The organism is Micromonospora sp. NPDC023966 (assembly GCF_040639095.1).
Lineage (GTDB): Bacteria > Actinomycetota > Actinomycetes > Mycobacteriales > Micromonosporaceae > Micromonospora.
On the sequence record NZ_JBEZZJ010000002.1, the window covers coordinates 285348 to 310273 of the forward strand.

Consider the following 24926-nt stretch of genomic DNA (forward strand, 5'->3'; position numbering starts at 1 on the left):
GAGGCCGGGGCCGGCGGCATGCTAGAAACAACTCTCAGGGTCGATCACGCCCCCGTCACCTGACGACGCGAAGGGCGACCCATGACCCAGTCCCCCACCTCCCGCCGGTCCCCCTGGGCCCTGCACGGCGACGGCCGTGCCGTCACGCCCGGCGACGTGGTCCACCCCGACGAGCGGCTCTCCTGGCCCCGCACCGTCGGTGTCGGCGTGCAGCACGTGGTCGCCATGTTCGGCGCCACCTTCACGGTGCCGCTGATCACCGGCTTCCCGCCGGCCACCACGCTCTTCTTCTCCGGGCTGGGCACGCTGCTGTTCCTGCTCATCACCCGCAACCGGCTGCCCTCGTACCTGGGGTCGTCGTTCGCCTTCATCGCCCCGGTGCTGGCCGCCAAGACCGACGGCGGCATCGGCGCGGCGCTCGGCGGCATCCTGGTGGCCGGCGCGGTGCTCGCGCTGGTCGGCGTGGTGGTGCAACTGGCCGGGGCACGCTGGATCGACGCCCTCATGCCGCCGGTGGTGACCGGCGCGATCGTGGCCCTGATCGGGCTCAACCTGGCCCCGGTTGCCTGGGACGGCGGCGGCAGCGGCACCGGGGTGAAGGCCCAGCCGCTGATCGCGGTGATCACCCTGGTCGCGATCCTGGTCACCACGGTGCTCTTCCGCGGCTTCCTGGCCCGGCTGTCGATCCTGGTCGGCGTGGTGGTCGGCTGGGTGCTGGCGGCGCTGCTCGGCCAACTCGACGCGAAGGCGGTGACCACGCTGAAGGAGGCCGCCTGGGTGGGGCTGCCGCAGTTCCACGCGCCGAGCTTCGGCCTGCGGGCCGTGGTGCTGGTCATCCCGGTGATCCTGGTGCTGATCGCGGAGAACGCCGGGCACGTCAAGGCTGTCGCCGCGATGACGGGGCGGAACCTGGACCGGGACATGGGCCGCGCGTTCCTCGGTGACGGCGTCGCCACCGTGCTGGCCGGCGCCGGCGGCGGCTCCGGCACCACCACGTACGCGGAGAACATCGGCGTGATGGCGGCGACCCGGGTCTACTCGACGGCCGCGTACTGGGTGGCCGGGTTCGCCGCGGTGCTGCTCGGGCTCTGCCCGAAGTTCGGCGCGCTGATCCTCACCGTGCCGGCCGGCGTGCTGGGCGGCGCCACCACGGCCCTGTACGGCCTGATCGCCGTGCTCGGCGCCCGGATCTGGATCGAGAACCGGGTGGACTTCCACGACCCGGTCAACCTGATGACGGCCGCGGTCGCGGTGATCGTCGGCGCCGCCAACTACACCCTCACCGCGGGCGACCTCTCCTTCAACGGGATCGCCCTGGGCACCGCCGCCGCCCTGGTCATCCACCACGGCATGCGCCTGATCGCCCACCTCCGCGGCACCACCCCCGCCTCCCGCCAGGGCCCCGAACCCGAACTCTGACCCCGCCAGCGCCGTTGATCATGAGGCTGGCGGTGCGAACTGCCCGGTTCCGCGCCGTCAACTTCATGCTCGACGGCGGTGGGCGGGTGGGACGTGCGGAAGGGGCCCCGCGGCGCAGCCGCGGGGCCCCTTCAGTCAGGGTCAGTCGCGGTCGATCTGGTGGCCGATGACCGTGGGGCCGAGCATGACCGCGAAGCCGGAGCCGTCGCGGCGGGGGTCGGCCGGGGGCAGCTCGACCGGGTCGCCGGTGGCGGTGGCGCCGACCGGGCGCGCGCCGATCCAGGCCACGGCCAGGTCCAGCTCGCCCTTGAGGAGCCGCTGGGCGCGCACGCCCCCGGTCGCCCGCCCCTTCGCCGGGTACGCCTTGAACGGCGTCACCTTGACCGTGGCGCCGGTCGAGGTGACCACCATCGGCTCACCGTGACCCGGGTCGTCGGTGCGGATCGCGCCGAAGAAGACCACCCGCGCCCCGGCCGGCAGGTTGATGCCGGCCATGCCGCCGCCCTTGATGCCCTGCGGCCGCACCACGGACGCGGCGAAGCGCAGCAGCGACGCCTCCGAGGAGACGAACGCCAGCGTCTCCGCCCCGTCGGTGAGCCAGGTCGCCCCGACGACCTCGTCGCCGTCGCGCAGCGAGATCACCTCGAACTCGTCCGAGCGGACCGGCCACTCGGGCGCGCAGACCTTCACCACGCCCTGCCGGGTGCCGAGCGCCAGCCCGGGTGAGCCCTCGGCGGACGGGCCGAGCGGGGCCAGCCCGACGACCGTCTCGCCGGGCTCCAGCGGCACCAGTTCGGCGGCGGACATGCCGCCGCGCAGCGACACCGTGCCGGACTGCTCGGGCAGCACCGGCAGCGGCAACACGTCGATCTTGAAGGCCCGCCCGGCGCTGGTCACCAGGAGCACCCGGCCGCGGGCGGTGGAGTGCACCACCGCGCGTACGGCGTCGTGCTTGACCCGGCCGCTGCGCCGGCGCGCCTCGGCGGCCTCCTCCGACTCGGCCGCGGTCCGGGCGACCAGCCCAGTGGCGGAGAGGATGACCTGGCAGGGGTCGTCGGCGACCTCCAGCGGGCCGGCCGGCACGGAGGCGGCCAGGACCTCCTTGAGGTCGCCGTCGACCAGGGTGGTGCGGCGGTCGGCGGCGAACTGCTTGACCACGGCGGCCAGCTCGTCGGAGACCAGCTTCCGCAGCACCTTCGGGTCGTCGAGGATCTTCGACAGCTCGGCGATCTCACCGCGCAGCTTCTCCTGCTCGGCCTCCAACTCCAGCCGGTCGTACTTCGTCAGCCGGCGCAGCGGAGTGTCCAGGATGTAGGTGGCCTGGACCTCGGAGAGCTTGAACTTCTGCATCAGGCCGTCCTTGGCGGCCTGGGCGTCCTCACTGGCCCGGATCAGCCGGACCACCTTGTCGATGTCGAGCAGGGCGATCAGCAGACCGTCGACCAGGTGCAGCCGCTCCTCGCGCTTGCGCTTGCGGTACGCGCTGCGCCGGGTGACCACCTCGTAGCGGTGGGCGAGGAAGACCTCCAGCAGCTCCTTGAGCCCCAGCGTCTGCGGCTGGCCGTCCACCAGCACCAGGTTGTTGACGCCGAAGGACTGCTCCAGCGGGGTGAGCCGGTAGAGGTCGGCCAGCAGCGCCTGCGGGTTGACCCCGACCTTGCACTCGATGACCAGCCGGGTGCCGTTCTCCCGGTCGGTGAGGTCCTTGACGTCGGCGATGCCGGTCAGCCGCTTGGTCTTGTTGACCTCGTTGGTGATGGCGGCGATGACCTTCTCCGCGCCGACCCCGTAGGGCAGCTCGGTGACCGTGATGGCCTGCCGGCCCCGGCTGCCCTCCAGCGGGCCGGTCTGCACCCGGGCCCGCATCCGCACCACGCCGCGCCCGGTCTCGTAGGCCCGGCGCACCTCGTCCAGGCCGAGCAGCAGCCCGCCGGTGGGCAGGTCGGGGCCGGGGACGAACTCCATGAGCTTGTCCAGCGTGGCGTCCGGGTGGTTGATCAGCCAGCGGGCCGCCTGGACGACCTCGGCCAGGTTGTGCGGGATCATGTTGGTGGCCATCCCGACCGCGATCCCGGACGCGCCGTTGACCAGCAGGTTGGGGAAGGCCGCCGGCAGCACGGTGGGCTGGGTCAGCGAGCCGTCGTAGTTGGGCTCGACGTCGACGGTGTCCTCGCCCAGCTCGCCGACGAGCAGCATGGCCTCGCGGGACATCCGGGCCTCGGTGTAGCGGGCGGCGGCCGGGCCGTCGTCGGGCGAGCCGAAGTTGCCGTGGCCGTCGATCAGCGGCGCGTTCAGCGAGAAGTCCTGGGCGAGCCGGACCATCGCGTCGTAGATCGCCGCGTCGCCGTGCGGGTGGTACTTGCCCATCACGTCGCCGACGATCCGGGCCGACTTCACGTGGCCCCGGTCGGGGCGGTGGCCCTGCTCGTGCATCGACCAGAGGATGCGCCGGTGCACCGGCTTGAGCCCGTCCCGCGCGTCGGGCAGGGCCCGGGAGTGGATGACCGAGAACGCGTACTCCAGGTAGGAGTCCGACACCTCGTTTACCAGCGGGTTGTCGAAGACCCGGGCGCCGGCCTGGTCGAAGGCGGAGAGGTCCGCCTTCGCGCGGTCGTCCTTGCGGCGTGCCATGGTTCAGCTTTCCCTTCGAAGAACCCGGTGGTCAGGCGTCGATGGCGTCGCGGTCGACCAGGTCGGCCGAGTCGATGAGCCAGTTGCGGCGGGGCTCGACCTTCTCCCCCATGAGCAGTTCGAGGATCCGCTCGGCGGCCTCGACGTCGTCGAGGGTGATCCGGCGGACCGCCCGGGTGGCCGGGTTCATGGTGGTCTCCCAGAGTTCGTCGGCGTCCATCTCGCCGAGACCCTTGAACCGCGGGATCGGCGTGACGATCTGCTTGCCGGCCTTCTCCAGCTTGCGGACCGTCGCCTCCATCTCGGCCTGCGTGTAGGTGTAGACGGTCTGCGGGTTGCGCCCCTTGGTGGTGATCTTGTGCAGGGGCGGCATGGCCGCGTAGAGCCGGCCCGCCTCGATCAGCGGCCGCATGTAGCGGGCGAAGAGCGTGATGAGCAGGGTGCGGATGTGCGCGCCGTCCACGTCGGCGTCGGCCATGATGAGCACCCGGCCGTAGCGCAGCGCGGAGAGGTCGAAGGTCCGCCCCGAACCGGCGCCGAGCACCTGCACGATCGCCGCGCACTCGGCGTTGTCCAGCACCTGCTGGAGGTTCGCCTTCTGCACGTTGAGGATCTTGCCGCGGATCGGCAGCAGGGCCTGGTATTCCGAGGAGCGGGCCATCCGGCTGGTGCCGAGCGCGCTGTCACCCTCCACGATGAACAGCTCGCTGCGCTCCACCCCGGTGGCGCGGCAGTCGACCAGCTTGGCCGGCATCGACGCGCCCTCCAGGGCGGTCTTGCGCCGGGCGGCGTCCTTCTGCTGCTTCTGGGTCAGCCGGACCCGGGCCGCGTCGACGATCTTCTGGAGCACCGTCCGGGCCTCGGCCTTGGTCTTCCGGTCCTCCAGCCACGCCTTGAGGTGCGCCTCGACCAGGCCCTGGAGCACCTTGGTGATGCCGGCGGTGGAGAGCTCGTCCTTGGTCTGCGAGGTGAACTGCGGCTCCGGGATCCGCACGTGCACCACGGCCGTCATGCCCTCCAGGACGTCGTCCAGGGTGGGCGCGTCCTCCTTGGGCTTGAGCAGGCCGCGGGTGTTGCGCGCGGCCTCGGCGAGGGTCCGGGCCAGGGCCCGCTCGAAGCCCTTGCGGTGGGTGCCGCCGTGGGCGTTGCGGATGGTGTTGGTGAAGCACTCGACGGTGCGCTCGTAGCCGGTGCCCCAGCGGAAAGCCACCTCGACCTCGGCCCGGCGCTGCACGTTGGACTGCATGACACCGTTGGCGTCGGCGGCGTTCTCCCGGTAGGTCCCCTCGCCGGTGACCAGCAGGGTGCCCGAGACCGGGCGGTCGCCGGCCGGGGCCAGGTTTTCCACCATGTCGGTGAGGCCGTCGGGGAAGTGGAAGCTCTCCTCGACGACCTTCTCGCCGGTCTCGTCGCGCAGCCGGTAGGCCACGCCCGGCACCAGGAAGGCGGTGTTGCGCAGCTTGAGCCGGACCGCCTCGGTGTCGAGGGCCGCGCCCGTCTCGAAGTAGCGCGGGTCGTGCCACCAGCGGATGGAGGTGCCGGTGCGCTGGCCGCGCTTCATGGCGCCGACGACCTGCAGGCCGGGGCCGGGGGTGAACGGCGCGTCCGGGCCGTCGCCGTCGAAGATCCCGGGTACGCCGTGCCGGAACGACATCGAGTGGACCTTGCCGCCGCGGCGGACGGTGACGTCGAACCGCCGGGAGAGCGCGTTGACCGCCGAGGCGCCCACGCCGTGCAGGCCGCCGGAGGTCTTGTAGCCGGAGCCGCCGAACTTGCCGCCCGCGTGCAGCCGGGTCAGCACCAGCTCGACGCCGGAGATGCCGGACTTGGCGTGCACGTCGGTCGGGATGCCGCGACCGTCGTCGTCGACCCGCACCGAGCCGTCGGCGTGCAGGATCACGTCGACCTTGGTGGCGTGACCCGCGACACCCTCGTCGGTCGAGTTGTCGAGGATCTCGTTGACGAGGTGACCCACGCCACGGCTGTCGGTCGAGCCGATGTACATGCCGGGGCGCTTCCGGACGGCGTCCAGGCCCTCCAGGTGCGTCAGGTCGTCGGCCCCATACAGGGTCTCAGGCTGTGCGGTCAACTGGTCGTACTCCCAGGTCTCGGCGGTGTGGTGCCGCTCACCGTGCGATCCCCCACGTCGATCGCCAGGCGCGGCGCGCCGGAGCGAGCCTAGCCCGGCGCTCCGACAGACCCGTGGCACCCGGTGCGGTGCGGCGCGGCCGGTGGCGAGGAGGCGTCCGTGGACGACAACGACGGGCCCCGCCGCTGTCTTCCCGGCCGGGGTTCCGGCAGCGGCCGCCCGGACGTCCGTCCATTGACGGGCGTCACACGAGCGTGGTCTGATCGCCTCCTCGAAGAATCTTTCACATTTCGATGTGTGAGGGGGTCGGGCCATGTCCGTGTTCCGTCGTGCCGCGCTCGCGACGGCGCTGGCCGTCGCCGCGGTGGCGCTGCCGGCCGCCGTGGCGCCCGCCGGACCCGCCGCCGCCGCCCTGCCCACCGCCGCGGTGGCGCTGGGCGACAGCTTCATCAGCGGCGAGGGCGCCGGAGCGTACGCGCCGGTGGTCGACGTCAACGGGGTGGCCCAGGGCTTCCCCGGCTGGTCGGCGCCGAACAACAACGCCTACTTCTGCCACCGCTCGCCGAACGCCTCGCTGTTCCAGGCCGACCTGCCGGGCATCGCGGCCCGGTTCAACCTGGCCTGCTCGGGCGGGCAGCCCTACGACATCGCCGCCGCCTCCGCCACCCGGACCAAGGGCCGGCAGGTCAGCGCCCAGCTCGACCAGCTCCGGGCGGTGGCGAGCACCCACGACATCGACCTGGTGCTGGTCGGCCTCGGCTCGAACAACAGCTCGTTCACCTTCGGCAGCGTGGCGGAGAAGTGCGCCAACCGGTTCATCGCCGACGCCTGGACCGGCTGGTGGGAGTTCTGGGCGTACCTCGGCGGGCCGGTCGAGCAGGAGCCGTGCACGGACGCCGACCTGGCCACCGCCGCGCAGTTCAGCGCCGCGACCGCCGAGACCACGGCGGCGGTCCGGCAGCTGCTCACCACCCTCGACCAGGTCGATGCCGACGGCCAGCACCGGGTGGTGTTCCAGGACTACACCAACCCGCTCCCCGCCGACCTGGCCTCGGTCTACTGGACCGAGGACGACCGGGACGACACCCGGGACAAGTTCCGCGCCCTCGGCGCCGAGCGGTACGCGGCCGGCTGCCCGATCCACCGGGGCAGCCTGGCGCCGGGCCAGCGCTTCTCGCAGGGCCTCGGCACCCTGGTCAACGCCGTGCGGAGCACCCTTGCGGCCGAGTTCCCGCAGGACGACCTGGTCTACCTCAACGTGCAGCGCGCCTTCGACGGCGCCCGGCTCTGCGAGTCGGCGGGCAGCCCGGGCAACGCCCTGGCCACCCCGATCCGGCTGATGGATGGCCCGACCGGCGTCTTCGTGACCAGCCTCTCCGGCTACGACAAGCTCGACATCCAGCGGATCGCGAACGCCTGCGGCACGTACTTCCAGACCTGCCAGGAGTCCTGGCACCCGAGCGCCGCCGGCCATCGGGTGCTGGGCCGCTGCCTGACCGGGGCCGCCGCGACCGGCGCCCGGGCGGTGTCCTGCGTCCGCGCCCCGGACGGCACGGTCACGGTGGGCTGACCCGCCGCCAGCCGCGAGGCGTCCCGAAGCCCGGCGCGCCTCGTCGCGGTCAGGGACCGACGGCCCGGCCGAGCACGTGCGGCGACGCCGGTCCCGGCATCCCCGTCGGCGGGAAGCGGAACCGGTCCAGCTCGGTCACGGTGAAGCCGGCCGCCCGGATCGCCGCCACGGTGTCCCGGGCGGTGTGGCAGCCGGCGCAGCAGAGCGGCCAGAGCGTGGCGTCCGCCAGGCGCTGGGCCCGGCGCAGCCCCGGGGTCTCCGCGACGACGTGCTCGTAGAAGCGGAGTTCTCCGCCCGGGCGCAGGACCCGGCGCGCCTCGCGCAGCGCCGCCGCCTGGTCGGGCACCGAGCAGAGCACCAGCGACAGCACCACCGCGTCGGCGCTCGCGTCGGCGACCGGCAGCGCCTCGGCCAGGCCGGCGGCGACGGTCACCGGCACCGGCGCGGCGGGCGCGGCGGCCCGGACGATGTCGCGCAACCGGGACTCCGGCTCCACGGCGAGCACCCCGGTCACGGTCGGCGGATAGTGCGGGAGGTTCCGCCCGTTGCCGGCCCCCACCTCGACCACCCGGCCGCGCAGCCCGGCCACCAGCCGGCGCCGGTGCGCGGCGGCGCCGGCCCGGTCCATGACGACGCTGGCCCGGGCGAAGACCCGGGCGAAGATCGGATGCGAGACGGCCATCAGGCACGGGCCTCCGCAGCGCTGAGGGTGAGCAGCAGGGGACCGGCGGCGCCGTCGACCAGGTCGCCGAGGCGTACCCCGTCGAGCACGGCGAGGAAGGCGGCCTGGGCGCGACGCAGTTGGCCGCGCAGCCGGCAGCCGGCGACCAGCGGGCAGGACGGCTGCTCGCAGTTGACCACCTCGTCGTTGCCCTCGAAGGCCCGGACCACGTGGCCGACGGTCAACTCCCCGGCGGGCTCGGCGAAGGACACCCCGCCGGAGCGGCCCCGGATGGTGACCAGCACGCCGAGCCGTTGCAACCGCTGCACCACCTTGGCCACGTGGCTGCGCGGCAGCGCGAGCTGGGTGGCGAGCTCGTCCACGGTGGTCCGGGCCGGGGACGCGGCGGTCAGCATGGCGATCCGCAGGGCCATGTCGGTCGACCGGTTGAGCTTCACGCCTCGACCCTAGCCAGCGCGCGCTCGGCGCGACACGGGCCGACCAGGCCGTTCGGGGCGGTGATCCACACCACGCCGGTCCCGGGACCTTCGACCCTGAAGGCGAATCTCGGACTCCTGTTCAGTGGTGATCGACCCGTTCGACGCCACAAGGAGTAGTCGTGCTTTCGGAATCCTCAGCAGCGGTGGTGACGGCGACCCTGCCCGCCGTACAGGCCCACGGCGAGGCGATCACCGGCCGGTTCTACCAGCGCATGTTCGCCGCCCACCCGGAGCTCCTGAACATCTTCAACCGGAGCAACCAGGCCACCGGCACGCAGAAGGCGGCGCTGGCCGGCGCCGTGGTCGCGTACGCCGAGCACCTGACCGGGGGCAGCGGGATGCCGTGGGGGCCGATCCTGGACCGGATCGCGCACAAGCACGTCTCCCTGGGGATCACCGCCACCCAGTACACGATCGTCGGCCGGCATCTGATGGCCGCGGTGGCCGAGGTGCTCGGCGAGGCGGTCACCCCCGAGGTCGCGGCGGCCTGGGACGAGGTGTACTGGCTGCTGGCCTGCGAGCTGATCGCCCGGGAGGCGCGCCTCTACACCGAGGCCGGGGTGCCGGAGAACGGCTCGGTGTGGCGCGAGTGGCGGGTCACGGGGAAGACCGCGGAGACCCCGGAGGTGGTGTCCTTCACCCTGGTCCCGGCCGACGGCGGTCCGGTGCCCGGCTTCACCGCCGGCCAGTACACCTCCGTCGCGGTCGACCTGGACGGCGGTCGTGGCCAGCAGATCCGGCAGTACAGCCTCTCCGGCCGGCCCGGCGCCGACCACTGGCGGATCACCGTGAAGCGGGTACGCGCCACCGCCGGCGCGCCCGACGGCATGGTCTCCGGTTTCCTGCACGAGCGCGTCGCCGTCGGCGAAACGCTCCGGCTCAGCCCGCCGTTCGGCGAGGTCAGCGCGCTCGGCGACGGGCAGCCGCTGCTGCTGGTCAGCGCCGGCATCGGGCTGACCCCGGCCATGTCGGCGCTGGCGCACCTGGCGGCCACCGAGCCCGAGCGGCCGGTGACGCTGGTGCACGCGGACCGGACCGGAGCCGCGCACGCGCTGCGCCGCGAACTGCCCGCGCTCCAGGAGCGGCTGCCGAACCTGTCGGTTTGCCTCTGGTACGAGGACACGGCCGGCGGCGAACTGGCCGGGGTCAAGGCGGAGATCGCCGAGGGGCTCGTCGACCCGGCGCTGGTCCCGCTCGCCCCCGGCGCGTACGTGCACCTGTGCGGGCCGGTGCCGTTCATGGCCCTGGTCCGGGGCGGCCTGCTGCGCCGGGGCGTACCGGCCGAGCGGATCGCGTACGAGGTGTTCGGTCCGGGCATGCTGCGCTGAGGCTCGCCGACCGCGGCGACCGGGGGCTTTGGTCCCGACTCAGGAAACTCCACAACGGAGATTCGGCTCCTCGGAGAAGTCGATGATCTACAGGTTAGGCCGTGGTCGCCAGGGTAGGGACCACTCATGCGCGTCCTTGGAATCAACGCGGTCTTCCACGACCCCGCGGCCGCCCTGGTGGTCGACGGCCGGGTGGTGGCCGCCGCCGAAGAGGAACGGTTCAGCCGCCGCAAGCACGGCAAGCGCCCGGTCCCGTTCTCCGCCTGGGAGCTGCCCGAGCTCTCCGCCGCGTGGTGCCTGGCCAGCGCGGGGATCGACGTGGACAGCCTCGACGCGGTGGCGTACTCCTTCGACCCCGGCCTCTGCCGCGACGCCGCTGAGCTGGGCCTCAGCGACCCCTGGGACTGGCTGCGGGTCGACTACGCCCGGCGGGCCCCGCAGTTCCTCGCCGCCGCCCTGCCCGGGCTCGACCCGGACAGGGTGCGGTTCGTGCCCCACCACGTCGCGCACGCGGCCTCCGCCGGCCTGGCCGCCCCACCGGCCGGCGACGACACCGCCGTGCTGGTGCTCGACGGCCGCGGTGAGGTGGCCAGCCACCTGGCCGGCGTCTACCGGGACGGACGGCTGTCCCCGCTGTACTCGCAGCAGCTCCCCCACTCGCTGGGCCTGCTCTACGAGGACCTCACCCGGCACCTCGGCTTCCTGCACTCCAGCGACGAGTACAAGGTGATGGCGCTGGCCTCCTACGGCCGGCCGAAGCACCTGGGCATGCTCCGCGAGCTGGTGCGGGTCACCGACGACGGCGGATTCCAGGTCGAGCGGATCGACTGGACGAGCATGGCCAAGGCGGTCGCGGCCGGCGGCGAGCTGGCCGAGGAGCACGCCGACCTGGCGTCCAGCGTGCAGGCCCGGCTGGAGGAGGTCATCCTCGACCTGTCCCGCTGGCTGTACGACGCCTCCGGCGCCGCCACCACCCTGGCCATGGCCGGCGGGGTGGCGCTGAACTGCGTGGCCAACGCGCGGATCGCGGCCGAGGGGCCGTACCGGGACGTCTGGGTGCAACCGGCGGCCGGCGACGCGGGCACCGCGCTCGGCGCGGCCCTGCACGTGGCCGGCGAGCTGGGCGACCGGTCCACCCCGATGACCGGCGCGGACCTCGGCCGGGGCTGGTCGGAGGAGGAGCTGGAGGCGGAGCTGCGCCGGGCGGCGTTGCCGTACACCCGGCCGGCGTCGATCGCCGCCGAGGCGGCGCGGGTGCTCGCCGACAACGGCATCGTCGCCTGGTACCAGGGGCGCAGCGAGTACGGCCCGCGGGCGCTCGGCCACCGGTCGCTGCTGGCCCATCCCGGCGACCCGGACACCACCCGCCGGATGAACGACGTCAAGGGCCGCGAGCAGTTCCGGCCGATCGCCCCGATGGTCCGCGCGGAACGCTTCGCGGAGATCTTCGAGGGGGTCTACCCCAGCCCGTACATGCTCTTCGTGCACCGGGTGAAGCCCGACTGGCGGGATCGGATCCCGGCGGTCACCCACGTCGACGGGACCGCCCGGGTGCAGACCGTGCACGCGGAATCCGAGCCGGTGGTGGCCGAGCTGCTGGCCGAGTTCGAGCGGCGCACCGGGCTGCCGGTGGTGGTGAACACCTCGCTGAACACCGCCGGGCGGCCCATGGTGGACACCCCGCGCGAGGCCATGGAGCTGTTCGGCTCCGCCCCGGTGGATCTGCTCGCCCTCGGGCCGTTCGCGGTGCACCGCCGAGGGCTCGGTGGTGCCCGGTGATCAGCGTCGTGGTGCCCACGCTGGGGCGGCCGAGCCTGGCCACCCTGCTGGACGCCCTGGCCGACCAGCTCGACGAGCTGCCCGGAGCCGAACTGCTGCTGGTCGACGACCGGCGCGACGACACCGGGGAACTGGCGGTGCCGGGGGCGCTGGCGGCGTACACGAAGGTGCTGACCGGACGCGGCGCGGGCCCGGCGGCGGCCCGCAACCTGGGCTGGCGGGCCGCCCGCGGCGAGTGGGTGGTCTTCCTCGACGACGACGTCGTGCCGGCGCCGGACTGGGTCCGACGGCTGCGCGAGGACCTCGCGGTGGCCGGCGGGATCGGCGGGGTGCAGGGCGTGGTGGACGTGCCGCTGCCCGCGCACCGGCGCCCCACCGACTGGGAACGCGGCACCGCCGGCCTGGCCGAGGGAAAGTGGATCACCGCGGACATGGCCTACCGCCGGGCGGCCCTCGCCGCCGTGGGCGGGTTCGACGAGCGCTTCCCGCGCGCCTACCGGGAGGACGCCGAGCTGGCCCACCGGGTCCGGCGCGCCGGCTGGGACCTGGTCCGCGGTCACCGTCGGGTGACCCACCCGGTCCGCCCGGAGAGTCGCTGGATCAGCCTGCGCACCCAGCGCGGCAACGCCGACGACGCGCTGCTCCGCCGGCTCTACGGCCCGGCCTGGCGCACCGACCTCGGCCTGCCGCCGGGGCGGCGGCCCCGGCACCTGGCGGTCGCCACGGCCGGTGCGCTGGCCCTGGCCGCCGCGACGGTGCGCGCCGCTTCCCTCCGCTCCGCCCGCGCCCGGTGGGCCCTCGGCGCCGTCGGCGGCCTGGCCGCGCTCGGCTGGGCGGCCGGCACCGCCGAGTTCACCCGGGCCCGCGTCGCGCCCGGCCCGCGCACCCCCGACGAGGTCGCCACCATGCTGGTGACCAGCGCGCTCATCCCGCCGCTGGCGGTCGTCCACTGGGTACGCGGCTGGTGGCGTGCCCGCGCCGTTCCCGCCGGGGCGCTCGTCGCCGCCCCTGACCCAGGGGCGGGAAGGTGATGTTTACTTCCTTGTCGCAGGGCAACTGTCCACCCATGAATCCGTCCGGTCCCGCCCTCTACGACGCGGTGCTGCTCGACCGCGACGGCACCCTGGTCGAGGACGTGCCCTACAACGGCGACCCGGAGAAGGTCCGGCCACTGCCCGGGGCCCGGGCGGCGCTGGACCGGCTGCGCGCGGCCGGACTCCGGCTGGGCGTGGTGACCAACCAGTCCGGGCTGGCGCGGGGCTACTTCACCGAGGCGCAGATGCACGCGGTGCACGCCCGGATCGAGGAGCTGCTGGGCCCCTTCGACCACTGGGCGATCTGCCCGCACGACGACGCCGACGGCTGCGCCTGTCGCAAGCCGGCCCCCGGGCTGGTGCACGAGGCCGCGCGGGCGCTCGGCACCGCGCCCCGGCGTTGCGTGCTGGTCGGCGACATCGGCCGCGACATGGCCGCCGCGCTCGCCGCCGGCGCCACCGGGATCCTGGTGCCCACCCCGGTCACCCGCCCCGAGGAGGTCGCCGAGGCGCCGACCGTCGCCCTGGACCTGCCCGGCGCGGCGGACGAGATCCTGCGCCGGGACCGGGCGGTACGGCCGGTGGCGCCGCGTACCGGCCGGGCCGGCACGGTGCTGGTGGTGCGCAGCGACTCGGCCGGGGACGTGCTGGTCACCGGCCCCGGCATCCGCGCGGTGGCGGCCGGGGCGGAACGGGTGGTGCTGCTCTGCGGGCCACGCGGCCGGGCGGCGGCGGAGCTGCTGCCCGGCGTCGACGAGCTGATCGAGTGGCGGCTGCCCTGGATCGACGGGTCCCCCGAGCCGGTCGACCCCGAGGACATGCGCCGGCTCACCGCCCGGCTGGCCGCGGTGGGGGCCGACGAGGCGGTCGTCTTCACCTCCTTCCACCAGTCGCCGCTTCCCCTCGCCCTGCTGCTGCGGATGGCCGGCGTCCCCCGGATCAGCGCGATCAGCGACGACTACCCCGGCTCCCTGCTGGACGTCCGGCACCGGGTGCCGGTCGGGGTCCCCGAACCGGAGCGGGCGCTCTCCCTGGCCGCCGCGGCCGGCTTCGCGCTGCCGGCGGGCGACGAGCCGGTGCTGCGGCTCCGCGCCGACCTGCCCGCGCGCTCCGTCGACCTGCCCGCCGGCGGCTACCTGGTGGTGCACCCCGGCTCGTCGGCGCCGGCCCGGGCCTGCCCGCCCGAGCGCTGCGCCGAGATCGTGGCCGCCCTCGCGGCCGACGGGCACCGCGTGCTGGTCACCGGCGGGCCCGGGGAACGGGAACTGACCGCCCGGGTCGCCGCCGCCGGCGGCACCGACCTCGGCGGGGCGACCGACCTGGCCGGGCTGGCCCGGATCGTCGCCGGGGCCCGCTGCCTGGTGGTCGGCAACACCGGGCCGGCCCACCTCGCCGCCGCCGTCGGCACCCCGGTGGTCAGCCTCTTCGCCCCGACCGTCCCGTTCGGACAGTGGGCGCCCTACCGGGTGCCGACGGTCCGGCTCGGCGACGCCGGAGCGGCCTGCCGGGACACCCGGGCGGCCCGCTGCCCGGTCGCCGGGCACCCCTGCCTGAGCGGCGTCGACCCGGCCCGGGTGGTCGCCGCCGTCCGCCTGCTCGCCCCCGGCTGACCCCCACCCCCACCCCGCCCCCGCCCCCCGCACAGTCGCCGACGAGGAGAGAGATGAACGTTCTGCTGTGGCACGTGCACGGCTCCTGGACGACGTCGTTCGTGCACGGGAGACATCGGTACCTGGTGCCGGTCACGCCCGACCGCGGCCCGTACGGGCTGGGTCGGGCGCGTACCTACGCCTGGCCGGAGAAGGCCGTCGAGGTGACCCCGGAGGAGCTGGGACGGGCGGAGGTCGACCTGGTCGTCCTGCAACGGCCCGAGGAGCTGGAGCTGGCCGAGCGGTGGCTGGGCCGCCGGCCCGGCCGGGACGTGCCGGCCGTCTACGTCGAGCACAACACCCCGAAGGGCGACGTGCCGAACACCCGCCACCCGATGGCCGACCGGGACGACCTGCTGCTCACCCACGTGACCCACTTCAACGAGCTGTTCTGGGACAACGGCGGCACCCGCACCGCGGTCGTCGAGCACGGCATCGTGCCGCCGAGGGTGGAGTGGACCGGCGAGCTGGACCGCCTCGCCGTGGTCACCAACGAGCCGGTCCGCCGCTGGCGGGTCACCGGCACCGACCTGATGCCCCGCTTCGCCGCGGTCGCCCCGCTGGACGTGTTCGGGATGGGGGTGGACGGCCTGCCCGACCGGCTCGGCCTGCCGGCGGAGCGCCTGGCCACCCACGACGACCTGCCGCAGGACCGGATGCACGCCGAGGTGGCCCGGCGGCGGGCCTACCTGCACCTGTGCCGCTGGACGTCGCTCGGGCTGAGCCTGATCGAGGCCATGACCATCGGCATGCCGGTGGTCGCGCTGGCCACCACCGAGGCCGTGGACGCCGTGCCGCCCGACGCGGGGGTCCTCTCCACCCGCGTGGACACGCTGGTCGAGGCGGCCCGCTGGCTCGCCGAGGACCGCGACGCCGCGTACCGGCTGGGGGCGCGGGCACGCGAGGTGACGAAGGAACGCTTCGGGCTCGACCGGTTCCTCGCCGACTGGGACCGGATCATGGAGGAGGAGACATGCGCATCGCGATGATTTCGGAGCATGCCAGCCCGCTCGCCGTCCTCGGCGAGGAGGACGCCGGCGGTCAGAACACCCATGTGGCGGAGCTCGCGTCCGCGCTGGTCGGCGAGGGACACGACGTCCGCGTCTACACCCGCCGGGACTCCACCACCCTCCCCGAGGCGGTGTCCACCCCGGACGGCTATCAGGTGTGCCACGTGCCGGCCGGCCCGGCGCATCGGGTGCCGAAGGACGAACTGCTGCCGTACATGGGCGAGTTCGGCAGCTGGCTGGCGGACACCTGGCGGCACGGCGGCTGGACCCCAGACGTGGCGCACGCGCACTTCTGGATGAGCGGGCTGGCCACGGTGCACGCCGGCCGGCGGACCGGGGTGCCGACCGTGCTGACGTACCACGCGCTCGGCACGGTCAAGCGCCGGCACCAGGGCGCGAAGGACACCAGTCCACCAGGGCGGATCGGCTACGAGCGGGCGCTCGGCCGAGCGGTCGACCGGGTGATCGTGCAGTGCGAGGACGAGGTCCGGGAGCTGGTCCGGATGGGCGTGCCCCGCTCCCGGATGGCGCTCGTCCCGTCCGGCGTCAACCAGGCGGTGTTCCGCCCCGACGGCAGGGTCGCCCCGCGCGACCCGGCCCGCCCGCGCATCCTCACCGTCGGCCGGATGGTCGAGCGCAAGGGCTTCCTGGACGTGGTCCGGGCGCTGCCCGCGGTGCCGGACACCGAGTGCGTGGTGGTCGGCGGCCCGCCGGCCGACCTGCTCCCCGCCGACTCGTTCGCCCGGCGGCTGTCCGCGCTGGCCGAGTCGTGCGGCGTGGCCGACCGGGTGAAGCTGGTCGGCGCGGTGCCGCGCGAGGAGATGGGCGCCTGGTACCGCTCGGCGGACGTGCTGGTCGCCGCCCCCTGGTACGAGCCGTTCGGGCTCACCCCGCTGGAGGGGATGGCCTGCGGCGTGCCGGTGATCGGCACCAACGTGGGCGGCATCGCGGACACCGTCGTGGACGGGCTCACCGGTGAGCTGGTGCCGCCGCGCGATCCCCGCGCACTCGGCACCGCGCTGCGCCGGTTGCTGACCGACAAGGTCCGCCGCTTCGCGTACGCCACGGCCGCGCTGGACCGGATCCGCAGCCGGTACTCCTGGAAGCGCTGCGCCGAACAACTCGGCGCGGTCTACGCCGCGCTGACCACGGTGTCCCGGCCCGCGCCGGCGGTGGCCTGATGACCCACCACGACACCCTCGACGCCCACCTCTCCGGGCTGGCCGCGGCGCTGCTGCCGTACCGGCGGGAGGCCGAGCGGCTGGCGGCCTGGGGAACCGAGCTGGCCTGGACCCTGGCCCGGGGCGGGCGGCTGCTGGTGGCCGGCAACGGCGGCAGCGCCGCCGAAGCCCAGCACCTCACCGCCGAACTCGTCGGCAAACTCCGCGACGACCGCGAACCCCTCTCCGCCATCGCCCTGCACGCCGAAACCTCCGCCCTCACCGCCATCGGCAACGACTACGGCTACGACGAGGTCTTCGCCCGCCAGGTCCGCGCCCACGGCCGACCCCACGACATCCTCCTGCTCATGTCCACCAGCGGCACCAGCACCAACCTCCTCACCGCCGCCCGAGCCGGCCACGACACCGGCCTGCGCTGCTGGGCCTTCACCGGCCCCGCCCCCAACCCGCTCGCCGGGTCCTGCCACGACGTGCTCGCCGTGCCGTCCCCGGACAGCCAGGTCGTGCAGGAGCTGCACCTGGTGTCCACGCACCTGCTCTGCGAGTACGTCGACCAGGCGCTGCCGCTGATCCGGCAACTCCCGACCGCGTCCGTCCCGGCGCCCCGGGCGGGGACCTTCGCCCGCTGGGCACCGCCACCCGTCCCCACCGGCGACGACCGGAACGGCGTCGACGGGACCGTGGCGGACGGCCATCTGCTGGCCGGGGTCGGCTCCGGCTCGCACCTGGGCATCGGCCGAGGGCTGGACGGGCACGCCCGGGACGAGGCGCGCCCGAACGGGCACCGCCCGGTCGACGGGCACGGCCGTAACGGGCACAACGGGCACGCGGCGAACGGGCACGCGTCCAACGGGCGGCCGGCCAACGGGCGCGCCGGGCACGGGTCCACCGGCACCGGGTGGGTGCAGCCGTGAGCGGCCCGCTGGTCGTGGTCGGCGACGCGCTGCTGGATCGGGACGTCGCCGGCGTGGTCGGCCGGGTCGCCCCGGACGCGCCGGTGCCGGTGCTCGACGAACGGTCGGCCGTCGACCGGCCCGGCGGGGCCGGACTGGCCGCGCTGCTCGCCGCCGGACAGGACACCGAGGTCGCGCTGGTGACCGCGCTCGCCGACGACACCGGCGGAGCCCGCCTGGCCGAGCTGCTGGCCGGGGCCGGGGTGGCCGTGTACCCGATGCGCCTGCCCGGCGCGACGGCCGAGAAGATCCGGCTGCGCGCCGGCGGGCAGACGCTGCTGCGGCTGGACCGGGGCGGCGAGCCGCGGCCGCCGGGCGAGCCGTCCGAGGCCGTGCTGGACCTGCTCTCCCGGGCCCGCGCCATCCTGGTCAGCGACTACGGTCGCGGCCTGGCCCGGCAGCCCACGCTGCGCGCGGCGCTGGCCGAGGCGGCCGCCCCGGTGGTCTGGGACCCGCACCCGCGCGGCCCCGCCGCGGTGGCCGGCGCCCGGCTGACCACGCCCAACCTCGGCGAACTGCGCGGGCTCACCGGCGACGCGGGGGCCGGCTCGGCGCTCTCCACCGCCACCCGGGCCGGGCAGGAGCTGCGCCGCCGGTGGCGGGTCGGCGCGGTCGCGGTGACCATGGGGCCGGACGGGGCGGTGCTCTGTCACTCCGGCAGCACCCCGCTGGTGGTGCCGCCGCCGTCCACCCTGGAGCACGTCGAGGACACCTGCGGCGCCGGGGACCGGTTCGCCGCCACCGCCGCGCTGGCGCTGGCCGACGGCGCGTCGGTCGCCGAGGCGGTGCAGGCGGCGGTCGAGGCCGCGTCCGCGTACGTGGCGGCCGGCGGGGCGGCCGGCCTGCACCGGGCGACGGAGCCGCCGGCCGCGCCGGCCGTCGCGCGCACCGCCGAGGAGCTGGTGGCCGACGTACGCGCCGACGGCGGCACGGTGGTCGCCACCGGCGGCTGCTTCGACATCCTGCACGCCGGTCACCTGGCCACCCTCCAGGCGGCCCGCCGCCTCGGCGACTGCCTGGTGGTCTGCCTCAACTCCGACCGCAGCGTCCGGGGCCTCAAGGGGCCCGACCGCCCGCTCAACCCCGAGCAGGACCGGGCCCGGCTGCTGGCCGCCCTCGACTGCGTCGACGCGGTGGTGGTCTTCGACGAGCCCACCCCGCACCAGGTGCTCGCCCGGCTGCGCCCCGACGTCTGGGTCAAGGGCGGGGACTACGCCGGCGACGGCGCGCCCGAGCTGCCCGAGGCGGAGCTGGTGCACCGCTGGGGCGGCCGGGTCGTCACCGTGCCCTTCCTGGCCGGCCGGTCCACCACCGGCACCATCTCCGCCGCGCGCCAGCGCGGCCTCCACCTCGTTAAGGGAGCGGTATGAGCAGGGACTTGAACGGACGGGCGATTCTGGTCACCGGCGGGTCGAGCGGCCTCGGCGCGGCGGTGGTGACCGCCGTGGGCAAGGCCGGCGGCCGGCCGTACGTGCTGGACCGGCAGGCGCCGGCGGACGGGGTGCCCTGGGTCGAGTGCGACCTGGCCGACACCCGGGCCGCCGAGGCGGCCACCCGGCAGCTCGCCGAGCAGGCCGGCGAGCTGGCCGCCGTGGTGACCGCCGCCGGCATGGACGTGCCCGGCAGGCTCGCCGACGTCGACGGCGCGACCTGGGACCGGATCGTCACCATCAACCTGCTCGGCACCGCCGCGGTGATCCGGGCCGCGGTGCCGCACCTGGAGCGGGCGCACGGCACGGTGGTGACCGTGGCGTCCACGCTGGGCGTCAAGGCGGTCAGCGACGCGACCGCGTACTGCGCGGCGAAGTTCGGGGTGGTCGGCTTCACCCGGGCGCTCGCCGCCGAGCTGGCCGGGAAGGTCGGCGTCACGCTGCTGATCCCCGGCGGCATGCGGACCGCGTTCTTCGACGACCGGGACGAGCGGTACAAGCCCGGCCCGGACGCCGTGCTCAACGACCCGGCGGACACCGCCGAGGCGATCATGTTCGCCCTCTCCCAGCCGCCCGGCTGCGCCGTACGCGAGCTGGTGGTCTGCGCCGAACAGGAGTCGTCGTACCCGTGATCCTCGTGCTCCGGGCGCTCGGCGTCGGCGACCTCGCCACCGGGGTGCCGGCGCTGCGCGCGTTGCGTGCCGCGTACCCCGGACGGGAGCTGGCGCTGGTCGCGCCGCGCTGGCTGACCCCGCTGGTCGAGCTGGTCGGGGGCGTGGACCGACAGGTGTTCGCGGACGGGCTGGGCCACCTCGGGTGGTCCGGCCCGCCGCCCGCGGTGGCGGTGAACCTGCACGGCCGGGGGCCGCAGTCGCACCGGATGCTGGCCGAGGTCCGGCCGCGGCGGCTGCTGGCCTTCGCCAACGCCGAGGCCGGGTGGCACGACGGTCCGCCGTGGCGGGCCGAGGAGCACGAGGTGGACCGGTGGTGCCGGCTGCTCGGCTGGTACGGCATCGCCGCCGACCGCACCGACCTGGCGCTGCGCCGTCCCGGGCCCGGCGGGCTGCCGACCGGGGTGACGGTGGTGCACCCGGGCGCCAAGGCGGTGCAGCGCCGCTGGCCGCCGGAGCGCTTCGCGGCGGTGGCCCGGGAGCTGGCCGGACGGGGCCACCGGGTGGTGGTCACCGGCAGTCCCGGCGAGCGGGGAATCGCCGGCGAGGTGGCCCGCCGGGCCGGGTTGCCGGCCGACGCCGTGCTGGCCGGCGCGACCGACGTCGGCGAACTGGCCGCGCTGGTCGCCCACGCCCGCCTGGTGGTCTGCGGGGACACCGGCATCGGTCACCTGGCCACCGCCTTCGCCACCCCGTCGGTGCTGCTCTTCGGCCCGGTGCCCCCCGCGTGGTGGGGGCCACCGGCGGACCGGCCGTGGCACGAGGCGCTCTGGGTGGGGCCACGCCCGGCCGGCGAGGGCCCGGCGGTGCACCCGGCGCTGGCCGAGCTGGACGTGCCGGCGGTGCTGGCGGCGGTGGACCGGGTGACGGCGGCCGACCGGTCGCGGACGCGGGCGGTCACCGCGCGCCTGGTGCCGCTGCAGGCGGCGGCCGAGCCACCCCTTGCTACCCGCCGGTAGCTTCCCGCCGTAGGCTGAGCCGGTGAGCGGGGAGTACACGCAGGAGTTCGTGGACGTCGACGGCGCGCGCATCGGCGTCCAGGTCTACCCGGAGCCGGACGGGCCGCCCGGCGCGCCGGTGGTGGTGATCTGGCCCGCCATGGGGGTCCGCGCCCGCTACTACCGGCCCTTCGCCGCCGCGCTGCGCGACGCCGGGCTGGCCGTCGTCGTGGCCGACCTGCGGGGCACCGGCGAGAGCACCCCGGCCCCCGCCCGCGCCTGCCGGTACGGCTACGCCGAGCTGGCCGGCGACGTCGGCGCGGTACTCGACGCGCTCAAGCCCCGGCTGGACGGCCGGACCCGGTTGCTGCTCGGGCACTCGCTCGGCGGGCAGGTCGCCGTGCTGCACCAGGCGCTGCATGACCCGGACCGGGTCGACGGGCTGGCCCTGGTGGCGGTGGGCATCCCCTGGTGGCGGGGGTACCCGGGACGGCGCGGCTGGGGCGTGCTGCCGTACACCCAGGGCATCGCGGCGATCGCGCGGCTGCTCGGGGTCTGGCCGGGCTGGGGGTTCGGCGGCCGGCAGGCGCGCGGGGTGATCCGCGACTGGGCGTACACCGCGCGGACCGGGCGCTTCCCGGTGCTCGACGGGGTCGACGCCGAGGCGGCCGTCCGGCGGGTCCGCACCCCGGTGCTCGCGGTCAGCGTCGACGACGACCAGTACACGCCGCACGAGACGCTGGACCACCTCTGCAGCAAGCTCGCCGCCGCGCCGGTGACCCGACACCGCTACACCGTCGCCGAGGCGGGCGCCGCGCTGGACCACTTCACCTGGGTACGCGCCGCCACCCCGCTGGCCGCCCGGGTCGCCGCGTTCGCCGCCGCGCTGCCGCCCCGCTGACCCGGGACAGCCGGGCCGGTGGGTCCGCCGCCGGAAATCGGATGCGTAGCCGCGCCGAAGGTGGGTAAGCCGCACCGCCCGAACACGGCGGAGGGGGATCAGGATGTCCGAACGGCACACCGCGTTGCGCTCGATGCACGATCTGGGCCTGGCGGCCTGGTTCGGCGGCTCACTGATGGGGGCGCTCGGCGTCAACGGCGCGGCGGCGAAAATCGACGACTCGACCCAGCGGCTGCCGGTCGCCTCGGCCGGCTGGGCCCGCTGGACCCCGGTCAACGCGGCCGCGATCGGCGCGCACCTGGCCGGCGCGGTCGGCGAGCTGGTGACCGAGAGCCCACGGGTGGCCAGCCAGGCCGGCGTGGCGAGGATGAGCACGGTGAAGACCGCCCTGACGGTGGGCGCGCTGGCGGTGACCGGCTACAGCCGGCTGCTCGGCATGAAGCTGCAGAAGGCGGGCTCGCCGCCCGTCGAGGGGACCACCGAGCCGAGCTACCAGACTCCGGCGCACGTCGCCTCCTCGCAGCGGCAGATGAAGCTGCTGCAGTGGGCGGTCCCGGCGCTGACCGGCGCCCTGGTGGTGGTGTCGGCGTACATGGGCGAGCAGCAGAAGCCCGGACAGGTGTTCCGGGGCCTGCTCGGCCGGGCCGGCGGGCTGGCGACCGCCCCGGCGGCGATCGGCAGGATGGCCGGGATGGGCGCGAACAAGCGACAGATGGCCATGGCCGGCAAGTGACCCGTCCCGCGGCCGGCGGCCCACCTCGTGGGGGGCGCCGGCCGCGGCGTACCCGGGTCCGGCGCATGACCGGACCGCTGGCGGGCAATCAGCGCGGGCACGGGAATCCAGCCAGGTGAGGTGGCCATGAGCAGCAAGGACCGATCGGGCAGGGGTGAGGCGCGGGGGCCGGAGTCGGCCGCGCCGTGGGGCACCACCGACGGCTTCGACGCCGACCCGCCGTGGGGCGCGGGCGACGACGACCCGATGGACGAGGGCAGCGAGGAGAACGCGGTGCCCGAGGGCCGGCGGGGCGAACGCCGGGCGGCGGGCGCCGGACCGGACGGTCCGAAGGCCGGCCGGCACGGGTTCGGCTCGGTCGAGCCCACCCGGGCCACCGAGGCGGGACCCGGCGCGCCGCCGGACCCCGCGCCGTCGCGACGCACCTTCCCGGACGACCGCGCCGACGGGGACCTCGGCGACAACCCGCTGGAGGACGCCACCGGCATGCGTCCGGAAGGGGTCAGCCGGCGCGGTTGACCCGCACCGCCCGCCCGAAGGGTGCGGACGGGGACGACACGACGCCCGGGGCGCCTCACCGCCCCGGGCGTCCGCCCACCGGTCAGGAACCGGTGCCGTCCTCCCCCGGCCGGCCCAGCACCGACGGCTCGTTCTCCGGCCCGTCCGGTTCGCCCACCGGGTGCCCGGTGTCGTCCACCACGCCCGGGGCCATGCTGCCGCCGTGCGCCTCCTCGGCCTCCCGGGTCGCCCGGGGATCCCGGTCGTCCCGGGCCAGGCCGCCGGGCTCGTCCCGCCGCTCGTCCACGCGTCCCCCTCGTTGTTGTTCCTCGGCACCGCCGGTACCCGGGGCGTACCGGCGGAAACCTCAGGCGCGCGCGGCGGCGGGGGCGACGCCGAGCAGCCCGGCGAGCCGGGCGGCGTCCCGCTGGGCCTGGTCGCCGCAGCAGTTGTTCAGCAGCACGTGCAGTTCGGCGCACTGGTCGGCCAGTTCGCGCAGCAGCACGGACCAGCGCCGCAGCTCCTCCTCGCCGTAGGCGTAGCGGAACCTGTCCTGCTTGTCGCCGCTCTCCCAGGCGGTGCTGTGGCCGTGGAACCGGACCACCGCCAGGTCGCCGGTGGCGACGAGGATCGGCGGCACCGAGGAGACGTGCCCCTGGGGCATGTCCACGCAGACGTAACCGAGCCCGTGCTCGCGCAGGAAGGTCACCGTGTCCACCACGGCGTCCTCGGTGAACCACGAGGAGTGCCGCAGTTCCACGCTGACCGGCCAGGGCCGGCACCGCCGGGCCGCGGCGAGGATCCGCTGCTTCGCCGCGTCGCCGCGGGCCAGCCAGGGTGGGAACTGGAGCAGCACGGCGCCGAGCCGGTCGGCCGCCGCGAGCGGCGCCAGCGCCGCGTGGAACCGGTCCCAGAGTTCGTCGTACGCCCCGGCGGAGAGGTCGCGCCAGCGGATCCGGCTCGGGCCGCCGGCCGGGCGCAGTTCCCTGGGCAGCGCGTCGACCGGGGTGTGGTGGCCGGTGAAGAGGCGGAACGCCTTGACGTCGAAGGTGAAGCCGGGCGGGGTGGCGGCCGCCCAGCCCTCGGCGGTCTCCGGCGCCGGGATGGCGTAGTACGAGGTGTCCACCTCGACCAGACCGAACCGCTCGGCGTACCACCCGAGGCGGCCGGCCGGGGTGTTGACCGCGCGGGGATACCAGCCCGAGCGGACCAGCATCTGGTCGGCCCAGGAGGACGTGCCCACCTTGATGACACCCATGTAATTCAGTGCACCCCGATCCGGACGAAACGGCAACCCGGGACGGTCCGGTGCGGAGCCGGAAAACTGTCGGTGACGGGTCGTACGGTGTCCCCGGTCCTCAACGAAAGGCGGGCGGCATGGGCGTCTCCGATCAGGTCCTCACGGGCGAGCGGGCCGATCTGCTCGCCTCCCTCCAGCGGCACCGCGACTTCCTCCGGCAGACCGTGGCGGGGCTCGACGACGAGCAGGCCGCCCGGCGCAGCACGGCCAGCGAGCTCTGCCTCGGCGGCCTGATCAAGCACGTGGCCGGCACCGAGCACCGGTGGATGCGGTTCGCGGTGGGCGGCGCCGCGGCGATGCAGAGCGAGCCGATCGACTGGGCCGGCCAGTTCCGGATGACCGAGGGCGAGACGCTGGCCGGGCTGCTCGCCGAGTTCGACCGGGTGGCCGCCGAGACGGACGCGCTGGTCGCCACGCTCGACCTCGACGCCGCGCACCCGCTGCCCAGCGCGCCCTGGTTCGAGCCGGGCGCGAGCTGGACGGTCCGCCGGGTGCTGCTGCACCTGATCGCCGAGACCGCGCAGCACGCCGGGCACGCCGACATCATCCGCGAGTCGATCGACGGGGCGAAGACCATGGGTTGACCGCGGTGCGGTGATCGATCTCACCCGCCCGCACGGGCGGCCGGCGCGGTTCCGGTGTGACGCCACG

Annotated in this window: 21 protein-coding genes and 1 pseudogene; 16 read left to right on the forward strand and 6 right to left on the reverse strand. The window is 75.2% G+C overall.

Annotated features, from left to right (window positions below):
• Nucleotides 1-81 precede the first annotated feature (81 nt).
• The gene (locus AB0F68_RS05430; RefSeq protein ID WP_357333135.1) at nucleotides 82-1419 is read left to right on the forward strand and encodes a solute carrier family 23 protein; all 1338 of its coding nucleotides are present in this window, start codon (nucleotides 82-84) and stop codon (nucleotides 1417-1419) included.
• Nucleotides 1420-1560: 141 nt separating this feature from the next.
• Here AB0F68_RS05430 and AB0F68_RS05435 read toward each other — a convergent pair whose 3' ends face one another.
• Nucleotides 1561-4050: a DNA topoisomerase (ATP-hydrolyzing) gene (locus AB0F68_RS05435; RefSeq protein ID WP_357333136.1), complete on the reverse strand. Its 2490-nt coding sequence runs from the start codon at nucleotides 4048-4050 to the stop codon at nucleotides 1561-1563.
• 31 nt (nucleotides 4051-4081) lie between these two features.
• Nucleotides 4082-6139, reverse strand: coding sequence for a DNA topoisomerase IV subunit B (locus AB0F68_RS05440; RefSeq protein WP_357333137.1), 2058 nt, complete (start codon nucleotides 6137-6139; stop codon nucleotides 4082-4084).
• Nucleotides 6140-6452: 313 nt separating this feature from the next.
• Between AB0F68_RS05440 and AB0F68_RS05445 the strand changes: the two genes are divergently transcribed.
• Nucleotides 6453-7709 (forward strand): hypothetical protein, encoded by a 1257-nt coding sequence (locus tag AB0F68_RS05445; protein WP_357333138.1) that lies wholly within the window; start codon nucleotides 6453-6455, stop codon nucleotides 7707-7709.
• Nucleotides 7710-7758: 49 nt separating this feature from the next.
• Here the strand turns inward: AB0F68_RS05445 and AB0F68_RS05450 are convergent, their stop codons facing one another.
• Both AB0F68_RS05450 and AB0F68_RS05455 read right to left on the reverse strand, forming a co-directional pair.
• Entirely contained in the window at nucleotides 7759-8391 is a 633-nt protein-coding gene (locus AB0F68_RS05450; RefSeq protein ID WP_357333139.1) for a methyltransferase domain-containing protein, read from the reverse strand.
• A complete protein-coding gene (locus AB0F68_RS05455) occupies nucleotides 8391-8828 on the reverse strand; it encodes an Rrf2 family transcriptional regulator (RefSeq protein ID WP_357333140.1) in 438 nt (145 codons plus the stop codon). The genes AB0F68_RS05450 and AB0F68_RS05455 overlap by 1 nt, the downstream gene beginning before the upstream one ends.
• A 161-nt stretch (nucleotides 8829-8989) precedes the next feature.
• On the opposite strand from AB0F68_RS05455, the gene AB0F68_RS05460 reads away from it, so the two are divergent.
• The 13 genes and pseudogenes from AB0F68_RS05460 (at nucleotide 8990) to AB0F68_RS05520 (ending at nucleotide 22996) form a co-directional block, all read left to right on the forward strand.
• A complete protein-coding gene (locus AB0F68_RS05460) occupies nucleotides 8990-10198 on the forward strand; it encodes a globin domain-containing protein (RefSeq protein WP_357333141.1) in 1209 nt (402 codons plus the stop codon).
• Nucleotides 10199-10324: 126 nt separating this feature from the next.
• Nucleotides 10325-11977, forward strand: coding sequence for a carbamoyltransferase C-terminal domain-containing protein (locus AB0F68_RS05465; RefSeq protein WP_357333142.1), 1653 nt, complete (start codon nucleotides 10325-10327; stop codon nucleotides 11975-11977).
• On the forward strand, nucleotides 11974-13008 hold the full coding sequence (locus AB0F68_RS05470) for a glycosyltransferase (RefSeq protein ID WP_357333143.1): 1035 nt from the start codon (nucleotides 11974-11976) through the stop codon (nucleotides 13006-13008). Before AB0F68_RS05465 ends, AB0F68_RS05470 begins: the two co-directional genes overlap by 4 nt.
• Nucleotides 13009-13043: 35 nt before the next feature.
• Nucleotides 13044-14621: an HAD-IIIA family hydrolase gene (locus tag AB0F68_RS05475; RefSeq protein WP_357333144.1), complete on the forward strand. Its 1578-nt coding sequence runs from the start codon at nucleotides 13044-13046 to the stop codon at nucleotides 14619-14621.
• 53 nt (nucleotides 14622-14674) lie between these two features.
• The gene (locus AB0F68_RS05480; protein WP_357333145.1) at nucleotides 14675-15649 is read left to right on the forward strand and encodes a glycosyltransferase; all 975 of its coding nucleotides are present in this window, start codon (nucleotides 14675-14677) and stop codon (nucleotides 15647-15649) included.
• Complete coding sequence (locus tag AB0F68_RS05485; protein WP_357333146.1) at nucleotides 15634-16851, forward strand: glycosyltransferase; 1218 nt, start codon at nucleotides 15634-15636, stop codon at nucleotides 16849-16851. Before AB0F68_RS05480 ends, AB0F68_RS05485 begins: the two co-directional genes overlap by 16 nt.
• Nucleotides 16851-17417, forward strand: a pseudogene (locus AB0F68_RS05490) (SIS domain-containing protein); the annotation flags it as partial. The gene AB0F68_RS05485 and the pseudogene AB0F68_RS05490, both read left to right, overlap by 1 nt.
• A 344-nt stretch (nucleotides 17418-17761) precedes the next feature.
• Entirely contained in the window at nucleotides 17762-19174 is a 1413-nt protein-coding gene (locus tag AB0F68_RS05495) for a PfkB family carbohydrate kinase (RefSeq protein WP_357333147.1), read from the forward strand.
• A gap of 8 nt (nucleotides 19175-19182) precedes the next feature.
• Nucleotides 19183-19866 carry an SDR family oxidoreductase gene (locus AB0F68_RS05500; RefSeq protein WP_357333337.1) on the forward strand — a complete coding sequence of 228 codons (684 nt, stop codon included), beginning with the start codon at nucleotides 19183-19185 and terminating at the stop codon, nucleotides 19864-19866.
• A complete protein-coding gene (locus tag AB0F68_RS05505) occupies nucleotides 19863-20864 on the forward strand; it encodes a glycosyltransferase family 9 protein (protein ID WP_357333148.1) in 1002 nt (333 codons plus the stop codon). Before AB0F68_RS05500 ends, AB0F68_RS05505 begins: the two co-directional genes overlap by 4 nt.
• A 22-nt stretch (nucleotides 20865-20886) precedes the next feature.
• Nucleotides 20887-21744: an alpha/beta fold hydrolase gene (locus AB0F68_RS05510; RefSeq protein ID WP_357333149.1), complete on the forward strand. Its 858-nt coding sequence runs from the start codon at nucleotides 20887-20889 to the stop codon at nucleotides 21742-21744.
• A 103-nt stretch (nucleotides 21745-21847) separates the two neighbouring features.
• On the forward strand, nucleotides 21848-22477 hold the full coding sequence (locus AB0F68_RS05515; protein WP_357333150.1) for a hypothetical protein: 630 nt from the start codon (nucleotides 21848-21850) through the stop codon (nucleotides 22475-22477).
• Between the two features lie 126 nt (nucleotides 22478-22603).
• Nucleotides 22604-22996 carry a hypothetical protein gene (locus AB0F68_RS05520; protein WP_357333151.1) on the forward strand — a complete coding sequence of 131 codons (393 nt, stop codon included), beginning with the start codon at nucleotides 22604-22606 and terminating at the stop codon, nucleotides 22994-22996.
• A gap of 82 nt (nucleotides 22997-23078) precedes the next feature.
• Here AB0F68_RS05520 and AB0F68_RS05525 read toward each other — a convergent pair whose 3' ends face one another.
• Complete coding sequence (locus AB0F68_RS05525) at nucleotides 23079-23282, reverse strand: GTPase activator (protein WP_357333152.1); 204 nt, start codon at nucleotides 23280-23282, stop codon at nucleotides 23079-23081.
• Nucleotides 23283-23342: 60 nt separating this feature from the next.
• Nucleotides 23343-24233, reverse strand: a complete 891-nt coding sequence (locus AB0F68_RS05530) for a DUF72 domain-containing protein (RefSeq protein ID WP_357333153.1) — start codon at nucleotides 24231-24233, stop codon at nucleotides 23343-23345.
• A 119-nt stretch (nucleotides 24234-24352) separates the two neighbouring features.
• Here AB0F68_RS05530 and AB0F68_RS05535 point away from each other — a divergent pair, with 119 nt between their 5' ends.
• Nucleotides 24353-24859: a DinB family protein gene (locus AB0F68_RS05535; RefSeq protein WP_357333154.1), complete on the forward strand. Its 507-nt coding sequence runs from the start codon at nucleotides 24353-24355 to the stop codon at nucleotides 24857-24859.
• Nucleotides 24860-24926: the final 67 nt, after the last annotated feature.

What these genes read in the sequence shown, in the direction of transcription:
- AB0F68_RS05430 (WP_357333135.1), top strand. Translation starts at nt 82, where the DNA reads ATGACCCAGTCCCCCACCTCCCGCCGGTCCCCCTGGGCCCTGCACGGC.
- AB0F68_RS05480 (WP_357333145.1), top strand. Translation starts at nt 14,675, where the DNA reads ATGAACGTTCTGCTGTGGCACGTGCACGGCTCCTGGACGACGTCGTTC.
- AB0F68_RS05515 (WP_357333150.1), top strand. Translation starts at nt 21,848, where the DNA reads ATGTCCGAACGGCACACCGCGTTGCGCTCGATGCACGATCTGGGCCTG.
- AB0F68_RS05530 (WP_357333153.1), bottom strand. Translation starts at nt 24,233, where the DNA reads ATGGGTGTCATCAAGGTGGGCACGTCCTCCTGGGCCGACCAGATGCTG.
- AB0F68_RS05435 (WP_357333136.1), bottom strand. Translation starts at nt 4,050, where the DNA reads ATGGCACGCCGCAAGGACGACCGCGCGAAGGCGGACCTCTCCGCCTTC.
- AB0F68_RS05475 (WP_357333144.1), top strand. Translation starts at nt 13,044, where the DNA reads ATGAATCCGTCCGGTCCCGCCCTCTACGACGCGGTGCTGCTCGACCGC.
- AB0F68_RS05485 (WP_357333146.1), top strand. Translation starts at nt 15,634, where the DNA reads ATGCGCATCGCGATGATTTCGGAGCATGCCAGCCCGCTCGCCGTCCTC.
- AB0F68_RS05535 (WP_357333154.1), top strand. Translation starts at nt 24,353, where the DNA reads ATGGGCGTCTCCGATCAGGTCCTCACGGGCGAGCGGGCCGATCTGCTC.
- AB0F68_RS05450 (WP_357333139.1), bottom strand. Translation starts at nt 8,391, where the DNA reads ATGGCCGTCTCGCATCCGATCTTCGCCCGGGTCTTCGCCCGGGCCAGC.
- AB0F68_RS05445 (WP_357333138.1), top strand. Translation starts at nt 6,453, where the DNA reads ATGTCCGTGTTCCGTCGTGCCGCGCTCGCGACGGCGCTGGCCGTCGCC.
- AB0F68_RS05465 (WP_357333142.1), top strand. Translation starts at nt 10,325, where the DNA reads ATGCGCGTCCTTGGAATCAACGCGGTCTTCCACGACCCCGCGGCCGCC.
- AB0F68_RS05520 (WP_357333151.1), top strand. Translation starts at nt 22,604, where the DNA reads ATGAGCAGCAAGGACCGATCGGGCAGGGGTGAGGCGCGGGGGCCGGAG.